The organism is Aromatoleum buckelii (assembly GCF_012910785.2).
Classification (GTDB): domain Bacteria; phylum Pseudomonadota; class Gammaproteobacteria; order Burkholderiales; family Rhodocyclaceae; genus Aromatoleum; species Aromatoleum buckelii.
The window spans coordinates 98,551-113,030 of sequence record NZ_WTVH02000010.1; the positions used below are offsets into that span (position 1 = coordinate 98,551).

Genomic DNA, 14,480 nt, shown 5'->3' on the forward strand with positions numbered 1-14,480 from the left:
ATGTGCATCCACTCCTGTAACACCCGTATCCACATCACCGACGACGGCATCGTCAACAAGGTCGAGGGCAACCCGACCAGCCCGAGCAACAACGGCCGCCTGTGCCCGAAAGGCAACGCCGCGATCCTGCGCCATTACGATCCGGCACGCTTCAGGACGCCGATGCGCCGCACGAATCCGGAAAAAGGGCCGGGCGTCGATCCGAAATGGGAGGCGATCGGCTGGGACGAGGCGCTGGACATCGTCGGCCGCGAGCTGAAGCGGACGATGGATGAGGACCGGCGCAAGCTGCTGCCGGCGATCAACAACTTCCAGAAACTTTTCCTGTGGGCGTGGCCGGCCGCATTCGGCAACGCGAACTACTTTTCGTCGGTCGGCAATTTCTGCGGCGGCGGCTATCACCCGATGAACGGCTTCGTCCATTCGGCTTTCGCCGCCGCGAACGACGTCAATTACTGCAACTACTGGATCAACAACGGCGGCGGCGACGGCTTCTCGTCGCACCTGCACACGGCGGCGCAGGCGAACCACGTCGCGAAAGCGCGCGTCGAGCGCAACATGCGCGTCGTCGTCGTCGAGCCGCGCCTGTCGATTGGCGCGGCGAAAGCGAACGAGTGGGTGCCGATCCGCCCGGCGACCGACCGGCAGTTCGCGCTCGGCCTGTGTCACGTGCTCGTCAGCGAAAAACTCTACGACGCGAAGTTCCTGGTGAAGGACACGAACGCGCCATATCTCGTCGGCCCGGACGGCTATTTCGTCCGCAACGCCGACGGCAAGATCTACGTCTGGGATGCAGCCGACGGCTGCGCGAAGCTGTGGGACGACCTGGACATCAAGGAACTCGCGCTCGAAGGCAGCTTCGAGGTCGAAGGCAAAACGTGCCAGCCGGCGTTCCAGAAGTTCAAGGACATCCTCGCCGAATGCACGCCGGAACAGATGGAAGCGGTAACGACGGTCCCCGCCGCGACGACGCGGCGCATCGCGCGCGAGTTCGCGAAAGCGGCGCAGATCGGCTCGTTCATCGAGATCGAAGGGCGCCTGCTGCCGCTGCGCCCAGCCGCGTACAACTACTATCGTGGGGCGCAGGGCCACAAGTACAGCGCGATGGCGAACCAGGCGTTCAAGCTGGTGAATTTCCTCGTCGGCGCGATCGATACGCCCGGGGGTCACGTCGGCGCGACGCTCGACGACCAGATGCAGGAGATCCGCGGCGGCGTCGGGCAGATCGTCGCGGGCGACAACGGCATGATGAAGACAGCGCCGCACCAGCTGCACCCGGAAGTGCCGTTTTCGTACCCGCCGAACGAGACGCACCTGATGGGCTATTTCCCGATCGGCGTCGATCCCGGGCATCTCACGCAGCACACGCTCGCGAACGCGGAGAAGTTCGGCCTCGACTACACGCCGGACACGATGCTGCTGTGCCACTCGAACCCGCTGTGGAACATCTCCGGCAGCCGCGAGAAATGGTACGAAATGATGCGCGCGATGCGCTTCATCGTCGCGATCGACATCCTGCCGAACGAATCGAACGAATGGGCGGACATCATCCTGCCAGCGCACGACCTGATGGAGTCGTGGAACATGACGATGATCGAGCCGCCGCACCACGAAGGCATGTGCCTGCGCCAGCCGGCGACGCCGCCGCTGTACGACACGAAGAGCGAGGAGGAGATCTTTTACGAAATCTCCGAGCGCCTCGGCATCCTCGAAACCTGGAACACGATCCTGAATTTCGTCAACGGCTTCCACCAGAAGCCGGAGCTGCTGCTCGAACCGAACCGCAAATACACCGACCGCGACATCGCCGAGCGCAAAGGCCTGCTGTGGAACGGCAAGGGGCTCGACTGGTACGTCGAGCACGGCCATGCAGTGACGCCGCGCCGCCCGGAAAAATGGTACCGGCCGTGGGATGGCATGCGCCTGCACTTCTACATCGAGGACATCGTGCGGGCGCGTGACGAACTGCGCGCGAAGATGGAAGCGGCCGACGTGCCGATCCGCCACGAATGGGAATGGGGCGACTACCAGCCGCTGCCGACCGCGGTGCTCGACCCGGTGCATCTCGAGCCGGCCGGGTTCGATCTGTACGCGATCACGTTCAAGGACATCCAGATCAACTTCGGCGAGAGCATCGGCAACCCGTGGATAAACGACATCGTGTTCAAGGACCCGGTGCACACCGCGGTGCTGCTGAACGCGGCGACGGCGAAAGCCAAGGGGCTCGGCGACGGCGACATCGTGCGCATCGAATCGCCGTACGGCAGCATCGTCGGGCGCGTCGCGCTGTCCGAAGGCGTGCATCCGGACGCGGTGTGCGTGTCGAACGCGCTCTCGCGGGTCGCAACGCAGAACACCGGGGTGCGCCACGGCGGCGGCAACTTCAACGAGCTGCTGCCGGCGAATCTGAAACACACCGACGCGTGCAGCGGGCAGCCGGAAACCGTCGCGAAAGTGAAGCTGACGAAGCTCGCCGCGATGCCACCCGGGATCGCCGCGGGCAACTCGGTGTTCGGGCAGCGGAGGACGCACTGATGGCGAAGTGGGGCATGGTTTTCGACCTGCGGCGCTGCATCGGCTGCAACGCCTGCGCGGTCGCGTGCAAGCAGGAGAACAGTCTGCCGAACGGCGTGTTCTTCACGAAGACGCTGAGTGAAGAGGTCGGCGAGTATCCGCACGCGACGCGGACCTACATTCCGACGATCTGCAACCACTGCGAAGACGCGCCGTGCGAGCGGGTCTGTCCGACGGGCGCGACGTGGACCCGCGCCGACGGTATCGTCATGGTCGATCGCGACAAATGCATCGGCTGCGGCTCCTGCATCGTCGCGTGTCCATACGACCAGCGCACGCGCCTCGAGCCGGAGATGCTGCAGCAGGGGCTGTTCGGCAACGGGCGGCTGACGCCGTTCGAGGAGCAGGGCCTCACGCGCTTCACGGTCGGCACGGTCGTCAAATGCACGTTCTGCCACGAGCGCGTCGATGCCGGCCAGGAGCCCGCGTGCGTCGCGACGTGCCCGACCGAAGCGCGCATCTTCGGCGACTTGGACGATGCGCAAAGCCGCGTGCGGCAGCTGATCCAGGAGCACCGGGCGCGCCAGCCGCTGGCCGACAAGAACACCAATCCGCGCGTTTTCTATATCGACTGATCGGTAGCGACGAAGGAGAAATTTCGATGATGGCGAGCAACGTCCCGATCGCGGGCGACGATTTTCGCGTCGGCTTTCGCATGCAGAAAGCGTGGGGCGTGCATATGGCGACCGCGTTCTTTTTCGGCGAGGCCGGGGCAGGGCTGTATTTCGTGTCGCAGTTCTTCGATTTCGTCACCGGCATGACCGTCGGCCTGCTGATGGTGCTGTTCGGCAAGGCCGGCGGCCACCTGCTGCATCTGGGCCAGCCGCTGCGCGGTTGGCGTGCGCTGACGAAAGTGCGCAGTTCGTGGGTCAGCCGCGGGCTGCTCGCGATCGTCGTGTTCGCCGTTGCCGGCGCGCTGCACCTTCTCGACGTCAGGAGCCCGTTCCTGCCGGGCGCGGTGTCGGAACTGGTGAGCGCGGTGGCGCTGCTGGCGTGCTTCGTGATCATGGTGTATCAGGGTTTCGCGATGTCCCATTCGTCGGCGATCACGCTGTGGAACACCGGCTTGATGCCGATCGCGAGCCTCATCTATGCGCTGCTCAACGGCGTGCTGCTGACGCTGGTGCTCGGTTTCAACACGCCGTTCCTCGCCGCCGACGGCGAGGCGGTGCGGCTGCTGCAGGCCGCGGCGATCGCGCTGATGCTCCTCGGCCTGGTCACCGTGCTGAGCATGCTGCACGGGGCGCGCTACGGTTCTGAAGCCGGCCGCGCCGCCGTCGGCCTGCTGCTGCGCGGGCGCTTCGCGCGCTGGTTCATCCCGCTCGTCATCGGGCTCGGCTTCGTCGTGTCGGCGCTGATGATGGCGCTTGCGCCGCGCCAGTTCGCGTGGATGCTCGCGGTGTCGGGCGCGCAGCTGGCCGGCTACTATGCATTTCGCGTGCTGATGTTCAAGGCCGGCGCGTACGATCCGGTGACGGGTTCGGCGCCGCGTTTCAGACGCTGACGAATAGGGCCACCCAGGGAAACGCCGGGTTCCGGCACCCGATAACGAAACCGAGGAGAACAAGATGTCATCGAATGGAAACGTCCTGACGCAGCTCGTCGACGCGCTCGCAGCGGGGAGTGTGAAGGTCGTCGACCTGACCCAGCCGCTCGGGCCGGACACGCCGGTGCTCGGCCTGCCCGAGCCGTTCTCGAATTCGCCGCCGGTGACGTTCGAGACGATCTCACACTATGACGACCAGGGGCCGGCGTGGTACTGGCGGACGATCCGCATGGGCGAGCACACCGGCACGCACTTCGACGCGCCGGTGCATTGGATCAGCGGCAAGGACCGCAGCGAAGGAACGGTGGATACGATCCCGGCGCGCCGCCTCGTCGGCCCGGCCTGCGTCATCGACATCAGCCGCGAGGCCGCGGCGAACGCCGATCACCTGCTGACGCGCGACGCGCTGCTCGAATGGGAAAGCCGGCACGGACGCATTCCGCCGAACGCATGGGTGCTGCTGCGCAGCGACTGGTCGAAGCGCGTCGGTGCGGCGGAGTTTTTGAACTGCCGCGAAGACGGTCCGCATTCGCCGGGTTTCGATCGCGGCGCGACCGAACTGCTCGCGCTCGAACGCGACGTGCTGGGCGTCGGCGTCGAGACCGTCGGCACCGATGCCGGCCAGGCCCACTCGTTCGATCCCCCGTTCTGGACGCACCACATCATGCAGGGCAACGGCAAGTTCGGACTCGCCAGCCTGTGCAATCTCGACCAGCTGCCGCCGACCGGCGCAGTGCTCGTCGCATCGCCGCTGAAGCTCGTCGACGGCTCGGGCAGCCCGCTCAGAGTGCTCGCGCTCGTCCCGGCCTGAACGAGGCCGGTCGCGGCGGTGATCGCCCGTCCGAGGCGGACGGGCGAAAGGCTTGCTCTCGACACCTGTGTACTGTATACAGTTTCTGGCCGCCGCGATGGGGCCGGATCCTGGACGCGTGAAATCGCCGGCGGGAACCGGACGAGACGACATCGCGCGACGGCCAAGCCGCAAGCCCCAACTTGCGCAAGCTTGGAATTCCCATGCGTCGAAAAATAACGAGGCAGGGAATGCAGTCCGGAGGAGGAGTGAAGGATGACCCACGCGCTCGTGAGGACGCTGGGGGGGCGTGATCCGCTTTCCCGCTATGCGTTGTTCCAGACCACGGATGCGGAAGAGGCGCGCGACCGCGTTGCCGACATATTCTGCCCGCATGAACTGAAAATCGCCGGACGCGGCGGCGCCGTCGACGCCTGTATGCAGCACGCACGGATTCGCGGCGTGTCGCTGAACCGGCTGCGCTACGGCCCGACGGTGGAGATCGACGCCGGCTGCCTGAAGGATTTCGTGCTGGTGATGATGCCGATGCTCGGAAGCGCGGACATCCATTGCGGTAGCCAGCATATCCGCTCGACGCCCGAGCTCGCGTCGGTCGTAACTCCGACGCAGAATCTGTCGCAGACGGTGAATGGCGGCTGCGACCAGATCATGGTCAGGATCGACCGCGCGCTGCTCGAGAGCGTCTGCGCGCAGCTGCTCGGGCACGAGCTGTCCGAACCGGTCGAATTCCGGCTCGGCATGGAAATGTCGAGCCAGGGCGGCGTGAGCTGGCAGGTGCTCGTGTCGCATCTGGCGTCGGAACTCGAACGCGAGGCGCCGATGCTCGGCTCGTCGCTGGCGATGGCCCAGATCGAACATCTGCTGGTGACGACGCTGCTGATGGTGCAGCCGAACAATTACCGCGACGCGCTGCTCGACCCGCCGCAGTCGATCGCGCCGCGCCACGTCCGGCGCGTCGAGGAGTTCATCGAGGCGCACGCGGACCAGGAGCTGACGATCGGCGATCTCGCCGCGCATGCGAAAGTCAGCACCAGCGCGTTGTTCGCCGGATTCCGCGAATTCCGCAACACCACGCCAATGGCCTACCTCAAGTCGGTGCGCATGGCGCGGGTGCACGAGGAACTGCGAAGCCCCTCGTCAGCCGACAAGACCGTGACGAATATCGCGATGCGCTGGGGCTTTCATCACCTCGGCCATTTCGCCACCGACTACCGCAACAAGTACGGCGAATGTCCTTCGCGCACGCGCGAAAGGGCGCGCGGCTGAGCATCGCGCAAACCCCTCCCGCATGGGGGGGGTGCCGCATCCGGCGCATGGCTATATTGAATCCATGTTCAGCCGCCTCGATGACGAGGCGGATTCCTGGAAGGAGGAAAGGCCATGACAGCACTGGGCAATGTGATGATGCTCATTCGGGAACTCGAGCAAGACGACGCGGCCGCCGACGCGCCGGTGACGCAGGCGCGCAGCGGGATCGATTTCCCCGCAGCCTGTTCGTGCGTGTGCGCCTCGTCACTGGGCGAAGTCGTCGCGCTCATCCACGAGATGCAGGGCGACAGCCTGAGGGCGTTCATGGATTCCCTTCCGCCGGTGAAAGGACGAAAGACCGCGACCGTCGCCGCGTGACGCCGCTACGCGATCGACATGGAGCGGTGCGCGTCGCGTAGTTCCCGCGCGCTCCCCGCTCCGGCCCGCCGACCCGTTTTTACCCCCGTTTTTACCCATATCCCTGCAACGCTTCGTTCATGAGCAACGAAATCCACTGGAGACCCGCATGACCCGACCCGGCGAGCTCAAGCTCCCCCACCTGTTCAAACCCGGCCAGATCGGCAAGTATCCGACCAAGAACATGGTCAAGTACGGCGCGTGCTGCGTGTCGAACTACAACACGCGCGACGGCTACATCACTCCGCGCGAGCTCGCCCGCATGCGCGTCATCGCCGCGACCGGCGCCGGCATCATCACGAACCAGGGCGCGTACCCGGACCCGCTCGGCGAAGGCAAGTCCTACTTCCGCCAGGTGGCGCTGTTCGACGACAAGTTCCTGCCGCAGTTCGAGACCATCGCGCAGTACATCCACGACGGCGGCGCGGTCGCGATCCAGCAGATCCTGCACGCCGGGCGCTACGGCGGCATCGATCTGGGCTACTGCATCCAGCCGTCGGTCGTGCCGCAGACGCTGCCGCATTTCCGCCCGCCCCGGGAAGTCACGAAGGAGCAGATCCGCGCGATCATCGGCCAGCACGCGGATGCCGCGAAACGCGCGATCCGCGCCGGCTTCGACGGCACCGAAGTGACGAGCTTCATGGGCTATCTGCTCGCGAACTTCAACTCGCGCTTCACGAACCAGCGCACTGACGAATACGGCGGCTCGATCGAGAACCGCGGCCGCTTCATGCGCGAGCTCATTGATTCGATCAAGCAGGCGACTCCCGAACATCCGCTCGTCGTGCGGCTCAACGGCGCCGAGCTGATGGACCGCTGGGGCGGCAACAGCGAGGACGAGTGCTTCGAGCTGATGCAGCAGGCGGTCGATTCGGGCGTCGACATGATCTCGGTGACCGTCGGCTGGCAGGAAGCGCCGGAATCGTCGATCGGCCGCGACGTCGCGCCCGGGCACTGGAACTACCTGTCGGCGAAAGCGAAGAAACTTTTCCCGAACACCTTGATCACGTTCGGCAACCGCCTGCCCGACCCGGTGATGGCGAACCAGTGCATCGCCGAAGGTGTGTTCGACTACTGGGAAGTGTGCCGGCCGATGCTCGCCGACCCCGAGCTGCTGCACAAGGCGGCCGAAGATCGGCTCGACGAGGTGCGCCGCTGCATCGGCTCGCTGAACTGCCTGTCGCGCCTGTTCCGCGACCTGCCCTACACCTGTGCGATGAACCCGGCGCTCGGCCATGAAGTCGAGCCCGAATACCACGTCACGCCGGCGGCGGTGAAGAAGAAGATCATGATCATCGGCGCGGGCCCGGCCGGCATGGAAGCGGCGATTACCGCGAAGCGCCGCGGCCACGAGGTGACCGTGTTCGAGAAAGGCGACCGCATCGGCGGCAGCCTTGCCGGCTACGCGGCGAACGACCTCGCGCGGCCCGACGACCTGATCTCGGTGATCAAGTACTACGAAACGATGGCGCGCAAGATGGAGATCGACGTGCGCTTCAACACCGAGGCGAACGCGAAGTTCATGCGCAGCATCCTGCACCAGTTCGACGTGTGCATCGTCGCGGCCGGCTCGCGCACCGACATGAAAGCCTACCGTCACATCGAAGGCCATGAGCAGCTCGTCGATGCGCTCGACGTTGCGACCGGCAAAGTGACCCCGGGCAAGCGCATCGTCATGGTCGGCGCCGGCAAGATCGGCCTGACGCTGGCCGAATCGCTGTGCAAGCAGGGCCACGAAGTCGTCCTCGTCGAGGAAGACAAGCGCATCGCCGGCGACGTCATGCCGTCGTTCAAGTGGCGCCACTCGGCGTGGATCGAGGAACTCGGCATCCGCACGCTGACGTCGTCGGTGCTGACGAAAGTCACGGTCGAAGGCGCGACGGTGAAGAACGGCAAAGGCGAGGAGATTTTCGTCGAAGCCGACACGGTCGTCGTGTCCGGGCCGCGCAAGGCGAACCACGACCTGTTCCACGAATTCCAGTGGATGGTCGATGAGCTGCACGGCGCCGGCGACGCAGTCATCGCGCGCGGGCTCGACGCCGCGATCCACGAAGGCTACCGGCTCGGCGTGCGGATCTGAGCCGGCGCCGTCACGCAAATGGCAGTGCAGCCGCGCCCAGGAAGCGGGCGCGGCTGCACTGCCCACTCGAAAACGCAAGGAGATCGAACCGATGCAATTTCTGCAACCGCCCGGATGGGCACGCCCCAAAGGCTATTCAAACGGGATCGTCGCGAGCGGGCGCATGGTGTTCGTCGCCGGTCAGGTCGGCTGGGACGAACAGGAGCAGTTCCGCAGCGACGACCTCGTCGCCCAGGTCCGCCAGGCCTTGAGCAACATCGTCGCGATCCTCGCCTCCGCCGATGCGCGTCCGACCGATATCGTGCGGATGAACTGGTATCTCGCCGACAGCGTCGAGTACAACGCTCGTCTCCCCGAAATCGGCGCAGTGTATCGCGAGCTGATCGGCAAGCATTTCCCGGTGATGACGGCGCTGCAGGTCGCCGGCTTCGTCGAGAAGGGCGCGAAAGTCGAAATCGAGGTCACGGCGATGCTGCCGGCCTGAACGCGGCACTTCGCGAGACTGCGGGGATGACGCGATGAGCGACGAACTTCTCGACTGCGCATCGTGGAAAGCGATGCTCGACCGCGAAGGCGTGCGCGCGGCGGACGCCGCGGTCGGCGTGCTGACGAAGCACGATTTCGCCGCGCGCCACGGCAGCATGCTCGTGTGGCGCGGCACGCCCGACGGCGCGGATGTGTCGCTGCGCGGCTATCGCGGGGATTTCGACGCGGACGTCGCGATGCTGCTCGTCGCCGACCGTGACGCGCTCGCCGCGGTGCTTGCCGACGGCCTCGCGCAGGTCGCGCCGCTCGTGCGCTGCGGCAAGCTGCATCCTTACATGCTGAGGACGCTCGAAGACCTCGAAGACGCCGGCCTGGCCGATTTCGTCGAGGACTTCGGGCTCGTGTTTCCACGGCACTGACGCCGCATGCGCGGTTGCGCGAGCGCGCGCACACGGGCAAGATGGTTGGAAGTCAAACAAACGGCACTGCAGCCATGAGCCTTTCCGAAGACATCGATCCGGTCGCAGTCATCGGCGGCTCGCGTCCGGCGTTGGCGCGCGCGCTGACCGCGGTCGAAAACGGCCGGCCCGGCGCCGCCGAACTCCTCGCGAGCCTCGCGTCGCACCGCGGCCGTGCCCACGTCGTCGGCATCACCGGCGCGCCCGGTGCCGGCAAATCGACGCTGATCAACGCGCTCCTCGGTGAATTGCTCGCGCGCGGCCGGCGCATTGCGGTCGTCGCCGTCGATCCGTCGAGCCCGGTCACCGGCGGTGCGCTGCTCGGCGACCGCGTGCGGATGGGCGGGCACGGCGTCGACGAGCGGGTGTTCATCCGTTCGCTGTCGTCGCGCGGCCACCTCGGCGGCCTGTCGCGCACGACCGCGCAGCTCGTCGATGTGTTCGACGCCGCGGGCTTCGATGTCGTCATCGTCGAGACGGTCGGCGTCGGGCAGTCCGAAGTCGAGATCAGCCGCGTCGCCGACACCAACGTCGTCGTGTGTCCACCGGGACTCGGCGACGAAGTGCAGGCGATCAAGGCGGGCATTCTCGAGATCGCCGACATCCTTGTCGTGAACAAGGGCGACTCGCCGCTCGCCGCGCGCACGATGCTCGACTTGCAGACGAGCGGCGGACTGCAGCGCGACGAACGCTGGACGGTGCCGGTGCTGCGCACGGTCGCGACGAGTAGCGAAGGGATCGCCGAGCTCGCGGACCGGATCGACGCGCACGCCGGCGTCACCGGCATCGGCCGGCGGCTGCGCGTCGCGTCCTCGGCGGGAGCGAGCGACGCGACGCCGGCGGCGCCCGCGACCGACGACGAACTTTTCGAGCAGCTGCGGCGCTGGCGTGCGGCGGGCCGTGGTGTCGCCCTCGCGACGGTGGTGCGGACCTGGGGTTCGTCGCCGCGCCCCGAAGGCAGCCATCTCGCGATCGAGGAGAGCGGAGCGTTCCTGGGCTCGGTGTCCGGCGGCTGCATCGAAGGCGCGGTGATCGGCGAAGCGCAGGAGGTCATCGCCGACGGCAGGCCGCGCCTGCTGGAGTTCGGCGTCAGCGACGAGCAGGCGTGGGAAGTCGGCCTCGCGTGCGGCGGCCGGGTGCAGGTTCTCGTGGAGCGGATCGAATGAAAGCGGCGATGTTCGAGCGGCTTCTCGCCGATCGTCGCGCGAAGCGGCCGGTCGCGGTGGTCACGCGGCTCGCCGACGGCGAAGCGGCGCTGGTGCACGAAGAGGAAAGCGCAAACGAAAACCAGGAGGGGTTTTCCGGCGCGCTGGCGCTGACGCCGGAGCAGCTTGCCGAGACGCGCGAGCGCCTGCGTGCCGACCGCAGCGGCGCGCTCGCATCGGCCGACGGCGCGCTGTTCGCGCGCTGCCACGTCGGCGCGCCGCGGCTCGTCATCGTCGGCGCAGTGCATATCGCGCAAGCGCTCGCGCCGATGGCCGCGATCGCGGGCTTCGAAGTGATCGTCGTCGACCCCCGGCGCGCGTTTGCGACGCCGCAGCGCCTGCCCGGCGTCAGCGTGACGACCGACTGGCCCGACGAGGCGCTGGAGCGGTTCGGCATCGACGCGCAGACCGCTGTCGTCACGCTGTCGCACGACCCGAAGCTCGACGATCCGGCGCTGATCGTCGCGCTGCAGAGCGACGCGTTCTACATCGGTTCGCTCGGCAGCACCCGAACCCACGCGAAGCGCGTCGCGCGGCTCGCCGAAGCGGGGCTCGAAAACGCGGTTCCCCGCATTCACGCGCCGGTCGGGCTCGACCTGGGCGGGCGCGCTCCGGCCGAGATCGCCGTCGCGATCCTCGCCCAAGTGGTCCAGGCGAGGCATCGCGGAAGATGAGCGCAGCGCGGCCGGAACGGACCCGCTACAGTCCTGGAGAACTCCATGATTTTCGGTGAATTCGACACGGATGCCGCTTTGGGCGTGATGCTCGCGCATACCCTGAAAGCCGGCGGCAGGACGCTGAAAAAAGGCCGCACGCTCGCTGCAGCGGATCTCGCGTGGCTGCGCGACGCGGGCATCGACTCGGTCCTCGGCGCGCGCCTCGCGCCCGGCGACGTCGCGGAAGACGCCGCGGCGGCGCAGATCGCGGCGCTGCTGACCGGACCGGACACGAATGCCGAAACGCGCCGGCCCTACACCGGCCGCTGCAACCTGCACGCCTCGCTGCGCGGCATCGTGCAGGTGGACGTCGAGCGCATCGATCGCCTCAACCTGCTCGACGAGGCGGTCGCGATCGGCACGCTGCCGCAGCACGCGCTCGCACGCCCGGGCCAGGTCGTCGCGACCGTCAAGATCATCCCGTTCGCAGTGCCGCCGCGCCTCATCGAAGCGTGCCGCGAGATCGCCTCGGCCGGCCCGCTGCTGCGCGTCGCCGAGTTGAAACCGCACCGCGTCGCGCTGATCATGAGCGAGCTGCCCGGCATGAAGGAAAGCATCTTCGCCGGAACCGTCGCCGCGACCCGCCACCGCCTCGACGCGCTCGGCAGCCGCCTCGCGCTGGTGCTGCGCTGCGCGCACGAGCGCGGGGCGCTCGAAGCGATGGTGCGCCAGGCGCTCGCGTCCGGCTGCGAGCTGGTGCTCGTCTCGGGTGCGACGGTCGCGAAAGACCGCAACGACATCGCGCCCGCAGCGGTCACGGCCGCCGGCGGACAAATCGACCATTTCGGCATGCCGGTCGAACCGGGCAACATGCTCGTGCTCGCCCATGTCGGCAGCGTGTCGGTCGTGATCCTGCCCGGCTGCGGCCGCTCGCGGCGCACGAACGGACTCGACTGGGTGCTGCAGCGGCTGCTCGCCGGGCTCGCCCCGACGCGCGAGGACATCATGCGCCTGGGCGTCGGCGGCCTGATCCGCAGTCCGCTCGAAGCGGAAGACGATGCGGCAGAAGATGCGGAGGACGGCAACGGCGAAGGTGCCGCAGCGCCGCGCCAGCCGGGCGCTCCGCGCGTCGCCGCGCTCGTGCTGGCGGCCGGGCGGTCGTCGCGCATGGGCGCCGCGAACAAGCTGCTGATCGAGGTCGGCGGCGTGCCGATGGTGCTGCGCGCCGTCAATGCGGCCCGCGCGTCGCGCGCCGAATCGGTGACGGTCGTCGTCGGACACGAGGCCGAAGCGGTCGGGACGGCGCTCGCGGCGAGCGGGGCGACGATCGTCGATAATCCGGACCACGCGCAAGGCATGTCGAGCTCGCTGCGCCACGGCCTCGCGGCGCTGCCGGACGACATCGACGCAGTGATCGTGCTGCTCGGCGACATGCCCCGGATCACTGCCGAACATGTCGACCGCGTCATCGCGGCCTTCGACCCTGCAGCGCCGTCGATCGTCATGCCCGAGAAGGACGGCCGCCGCGGCAACCCGATCCTGTGGCCGCGCGAGTTCTTCGTCGCGATGGCGAGCCTCGGCGGCGACCAGGGCGCGCGCGGCCTCCTCGAACACAACGCCGACCGCGTGAAGCGGGTCGCAATCGACGACGACGCGATCTTCGTCGATGTCGACCGGCCCGGCGATCTCGCGCAGGCCGAAGCGTCGCTGGTCGCCCAGACCGGCAGCGGCATCGTCGAGGAGCCGGTCACGTGATCGAGGCACTTTACAACCAGCGCATCAAGGAACTCGCGGCGGCCGCATGCGGCGCGGGTAAGCTCGACGCGCCGTCGGGCGCGGCGATGCGCGACAGCCCGGTGTGCGGCGACCGCGTGCGCATGGAAGTCCGCGTCGCCGACGGTCGCATCGTCGCGCTCGCCCACGAGGTGAAAGGCTGCCTGCTGTGCCGCGCCGCCGCGTCGGTGATCGGCCTGCACGGCGTCGGCCTGTCCGCCGCCGACTCCGAAGCGCTGCGCGCCGCAGTCGCAGCGATGCTCGCTGGCGGCGAGCGGCCGGACGGCTGGGCCGAACTGGCGGTGTTCGAGCCGGTGCGCCAGCACCGCAGCCGCCACGGCTGCGTGCTGATCCCGTTCGAAGCTCTCGCGAAAGCCGTCGCCGCGGGCTGAGGAAGCGGCGCGTAAGGAACTGCCCGGCGCGCTGTGACAGAATGCGCTTCGTTCCCATCACAGGAAGGGCAGGAAAATGGTCATTTCAGGCTTTGAAAGCCTCCTCGAGGCTGCGCGGCAGCAACCCGAGCCGCAGCGGCTGCTGTTCGTTTTCGCGCGGGCGGAACTGCCCGAAGGCGCGACAGCGGAAGAGAAGCGCCGCTTCGAAAACGGCCAGGGCGGCGCGCTCGCCCCGGTGATGTACGTGGACAAGAAGACCGACGAAATCCACAGCTTCGCCGAGCTGGTCGAGGAATCGCGCCGCATGGGGAAACCCTGGGACATGGTGTTCGTCGGCTGCCTGGGCGGGCAGGGAGACCGGGAACCGAGCGACGAGGCGACGCAGAAAGCGCTCGAATCCATGATCAAGTCGATCCAGGGCGGGCTGGTCAGCCATCTGCTGATGTATCGCCCGGACGGCGAGCAGGTCCGGCTCCCCTGATCGGCCTGCCTGCGTTGGCCTGTCGGCAGGGGCGTTCCTGCGCCTGTCGCGGCTGTGAGCTCGCCCCTTACAGGATGTACGAGCCGTTGATGCGACCTTCGAAGATCGCGATGTTGATTCCGAAGTCGTCCACGGTTCCGGTGCCCGTCCCATCGACGGTCACCGCCACGGAGCGGCCGCCCCGGATTTCGCGCCGTTCCTCGCGGGACAACGCACGGATCGCCTTGCCTTCCTCGCCTTTCCGTCCCTGCGTGACGGGCAGGTCCCTGATGGTCAGCTTTGACATGATATTTCTCCTCGTCCGCGTCATTGAAGTTTCCACTGAGCCGGTGCTGCGCTCGATCGGACTTCAG

General features: G+C 67.4%; 15 protein-coding genes. 14 read left to right on the top strand and 1 reads right to left on the bottom strand.

The features are described from left to right. The 14 genes from GO608_RS11175 (at position 1) to GO608_RS11240 (ending at position 14,127) form a co-directional block, all read left to right on the top strand. Positions 1 to 2,535, top strand: a complete 2,535-nt coding sequence (locus tag GO608_RS11175; protein ID WP_247003069.1) for a molybdopterin-dependent oxidoreductase — start codon at positions 1 to 3, stop codon at positions 2,533 to 2,535. Then, the gene (locus GO608_RS11180) at positions 2,535 to 3,149 is read left to right on the top strand and encodes a 4Fe-4S dicluster domain-containing protein (RefSeq protein ID WP_169200160.1); all 615 of its coding nucleotides are present in this window, start codon (positions 2,535 to 2,537) and stop codon (positions 3,147 to 3,149) included. Before GO608_RS11175 ends, GO608_RS11180 begins: the two co-directional genes overlap by 1 nt. 26 nt (positions 3,150 to 3,175) lie before the next feature. Then, entirely contained in the window at positions 3,176 to 4,078 is a 903-nt protein-coding gene (locus tag GO608_RS11185; protein WP_169200159.1) for a DmsC/YnfH family molybdoenzyme membrane anchor subunit, read from the top strand. Between the two features lie 64 nt (positions 4,079 to 4,142). Beyond that, positions 4,143 to 4,931 carry a cyclase family protein gene (locus GO608_RS11190; protein WP_169200158.1) on the top strand — a complete coding sequence of 263 codons (789 nt, stop codon included), beginning with the start codon at positions 4,143 to 4,145 and terminating at the stop codon, positions 4,929 to 4,931. Positions 4,932 to 5,186: 255 nt separating this feature from the next. Further along, a complete protein-coding gene (locus GO608_RS11195; protein WP_169200157.1) occupies positions 5,187 to 6,197 on the top strand; it encodes an AraC family transcriptional regulator in 1,011 nt (336 codons plus the stop codon). A gap of 114 nt (positions 6,198 to 6,311) precedes the next feature. Next, the gene (locus tag GO608_RS11200; RefSeq protein ID WP_169200156.1) at positions 6,312 to 6,557 is read left to right on the top strand and encodes a hypothetical protein; all 246 of its coding nucleotides are present in this window, start codon (positions 6,312 to 6,314) and stop codon (positions 6,555 to 6,557) included. 148 nt (positions 6,558 to 6,705) lie between these two features. Beyond that, positions 6,706 to 8,676, top strand: a complete 1,971-nt coding sequence (locus tag GO608_RS11205; RefSeq protein WP_169200155.1) for an oxidoreductase — start codon at positions 6,706 to 6,708, stop codon at positions 8,674 to 8,676. Between the two features lie 91 nt (positions 8,677 to 8,767). Beyond that, positions 8,768 to 9,160, top strand: a complete 393-nt coding sequence (locus GO608_RS11210) for a RidA family protein (RefSeq protein WP_169200154.1) — start codon at positions 8,768 to 8,770, stop codon at positions 9,158 to 9,160. Positions 9,161 to 9,194: 34 nt separating this feature from the next. Beyond that, positions 9,195 to 9,581 (top strand): hypothetical protein, encoded by a 387-nt coding sequence (locus tag GO608_RS11215; RefSeq protein ID WP_169200153.1) that lies wholly within the window; start codon positions 9,195 to 9,197, stop codon positions 9,579 to 9,581. A gap of 74 nt (positions 9,582 to 9,655) precedes the next feature. Next, a complete protein-coding gene (meaB, locus tag GO608_RS11220; RefSeq protein WP_169200152.1) occupies positions 9,656 to 10,786 on the top strand; it encodes a methylmalonyl Co-A mutase-associated GTPase MeaB in 1,131 nt (376 codons plus the stop codon). Next, positions 10,783 to 11,499, top strand: a complete 717-nt coding sequence (locus GO608_RS11225) for an XdhC family protein (RefSeq protein ID WP_169200151.1) — start codon at positions 10,783 to 10,785, stop codon at positions 11,497 to 11,499. The genes meaB and GO608_RS11225 overlap by 4 nt, the downstream gene beginning before the upstream one ends. Before the next feature lie 45 nt (positions 11,500 to 11,544). Next, a complete protein-coding gene (locus tag GO608_RS11230) occupies positions 11,545 to 13,236 on the top strand; it encodes an NTP transferase domain-containing protein (RefSeq protein WP_169200150.1) in 1,692 nt (563 codons plus the stop codon). Beyond that, the gene (locus GO608_RS11235; protein ID WP_169200149.1) at positions 13,233 to 13,646 is read left to right on the top strand and encodes an iron-sulfur cluster assembly scaffold protein; all 414 of its coding nucleotides are present in this window, start codon (positions 13,233 to 13,235) and stop codon (positions 13,644 to 13,646) included. Before GO608_RS11230 ends, GO608_RS11235 begins: the two co-directional genes overlap by 4 nt. A gap of 76 nt (positions 13,647 to 13,722) precedes the next feature. Continuing rightward, positions 13,723 to 14,127: a ribonucleotide reductase subunit alpha gene (locus GO608_RS11240; RefSeq protein WP_169200148.1), complete on the top strand. Its 405-nt coding sequence runs from the start codon at positions 13,723 to 13,725 to the stop codon at positions 14,125 to 14,127. 67 nt (positions 14,128 to 14,194) lie between these two features. Here GO608_RS11240 and GO608_RS11245 read toward each other — a convergent pair whose 3' ends face one another. Further along, positions 14,195 to 14,413, bottom strand: coding sequence for a hypothetical protein (locus tag GO608_RS11245; RefSeq protein WP_197531848.1), 219 nt, complete (start codon positions 14,411 to 14,413; stop codon positions 14,195 to 14,197). Between the last annotated feature and the right edge of the window lie 67 nt (positions 14,414 to 14,480).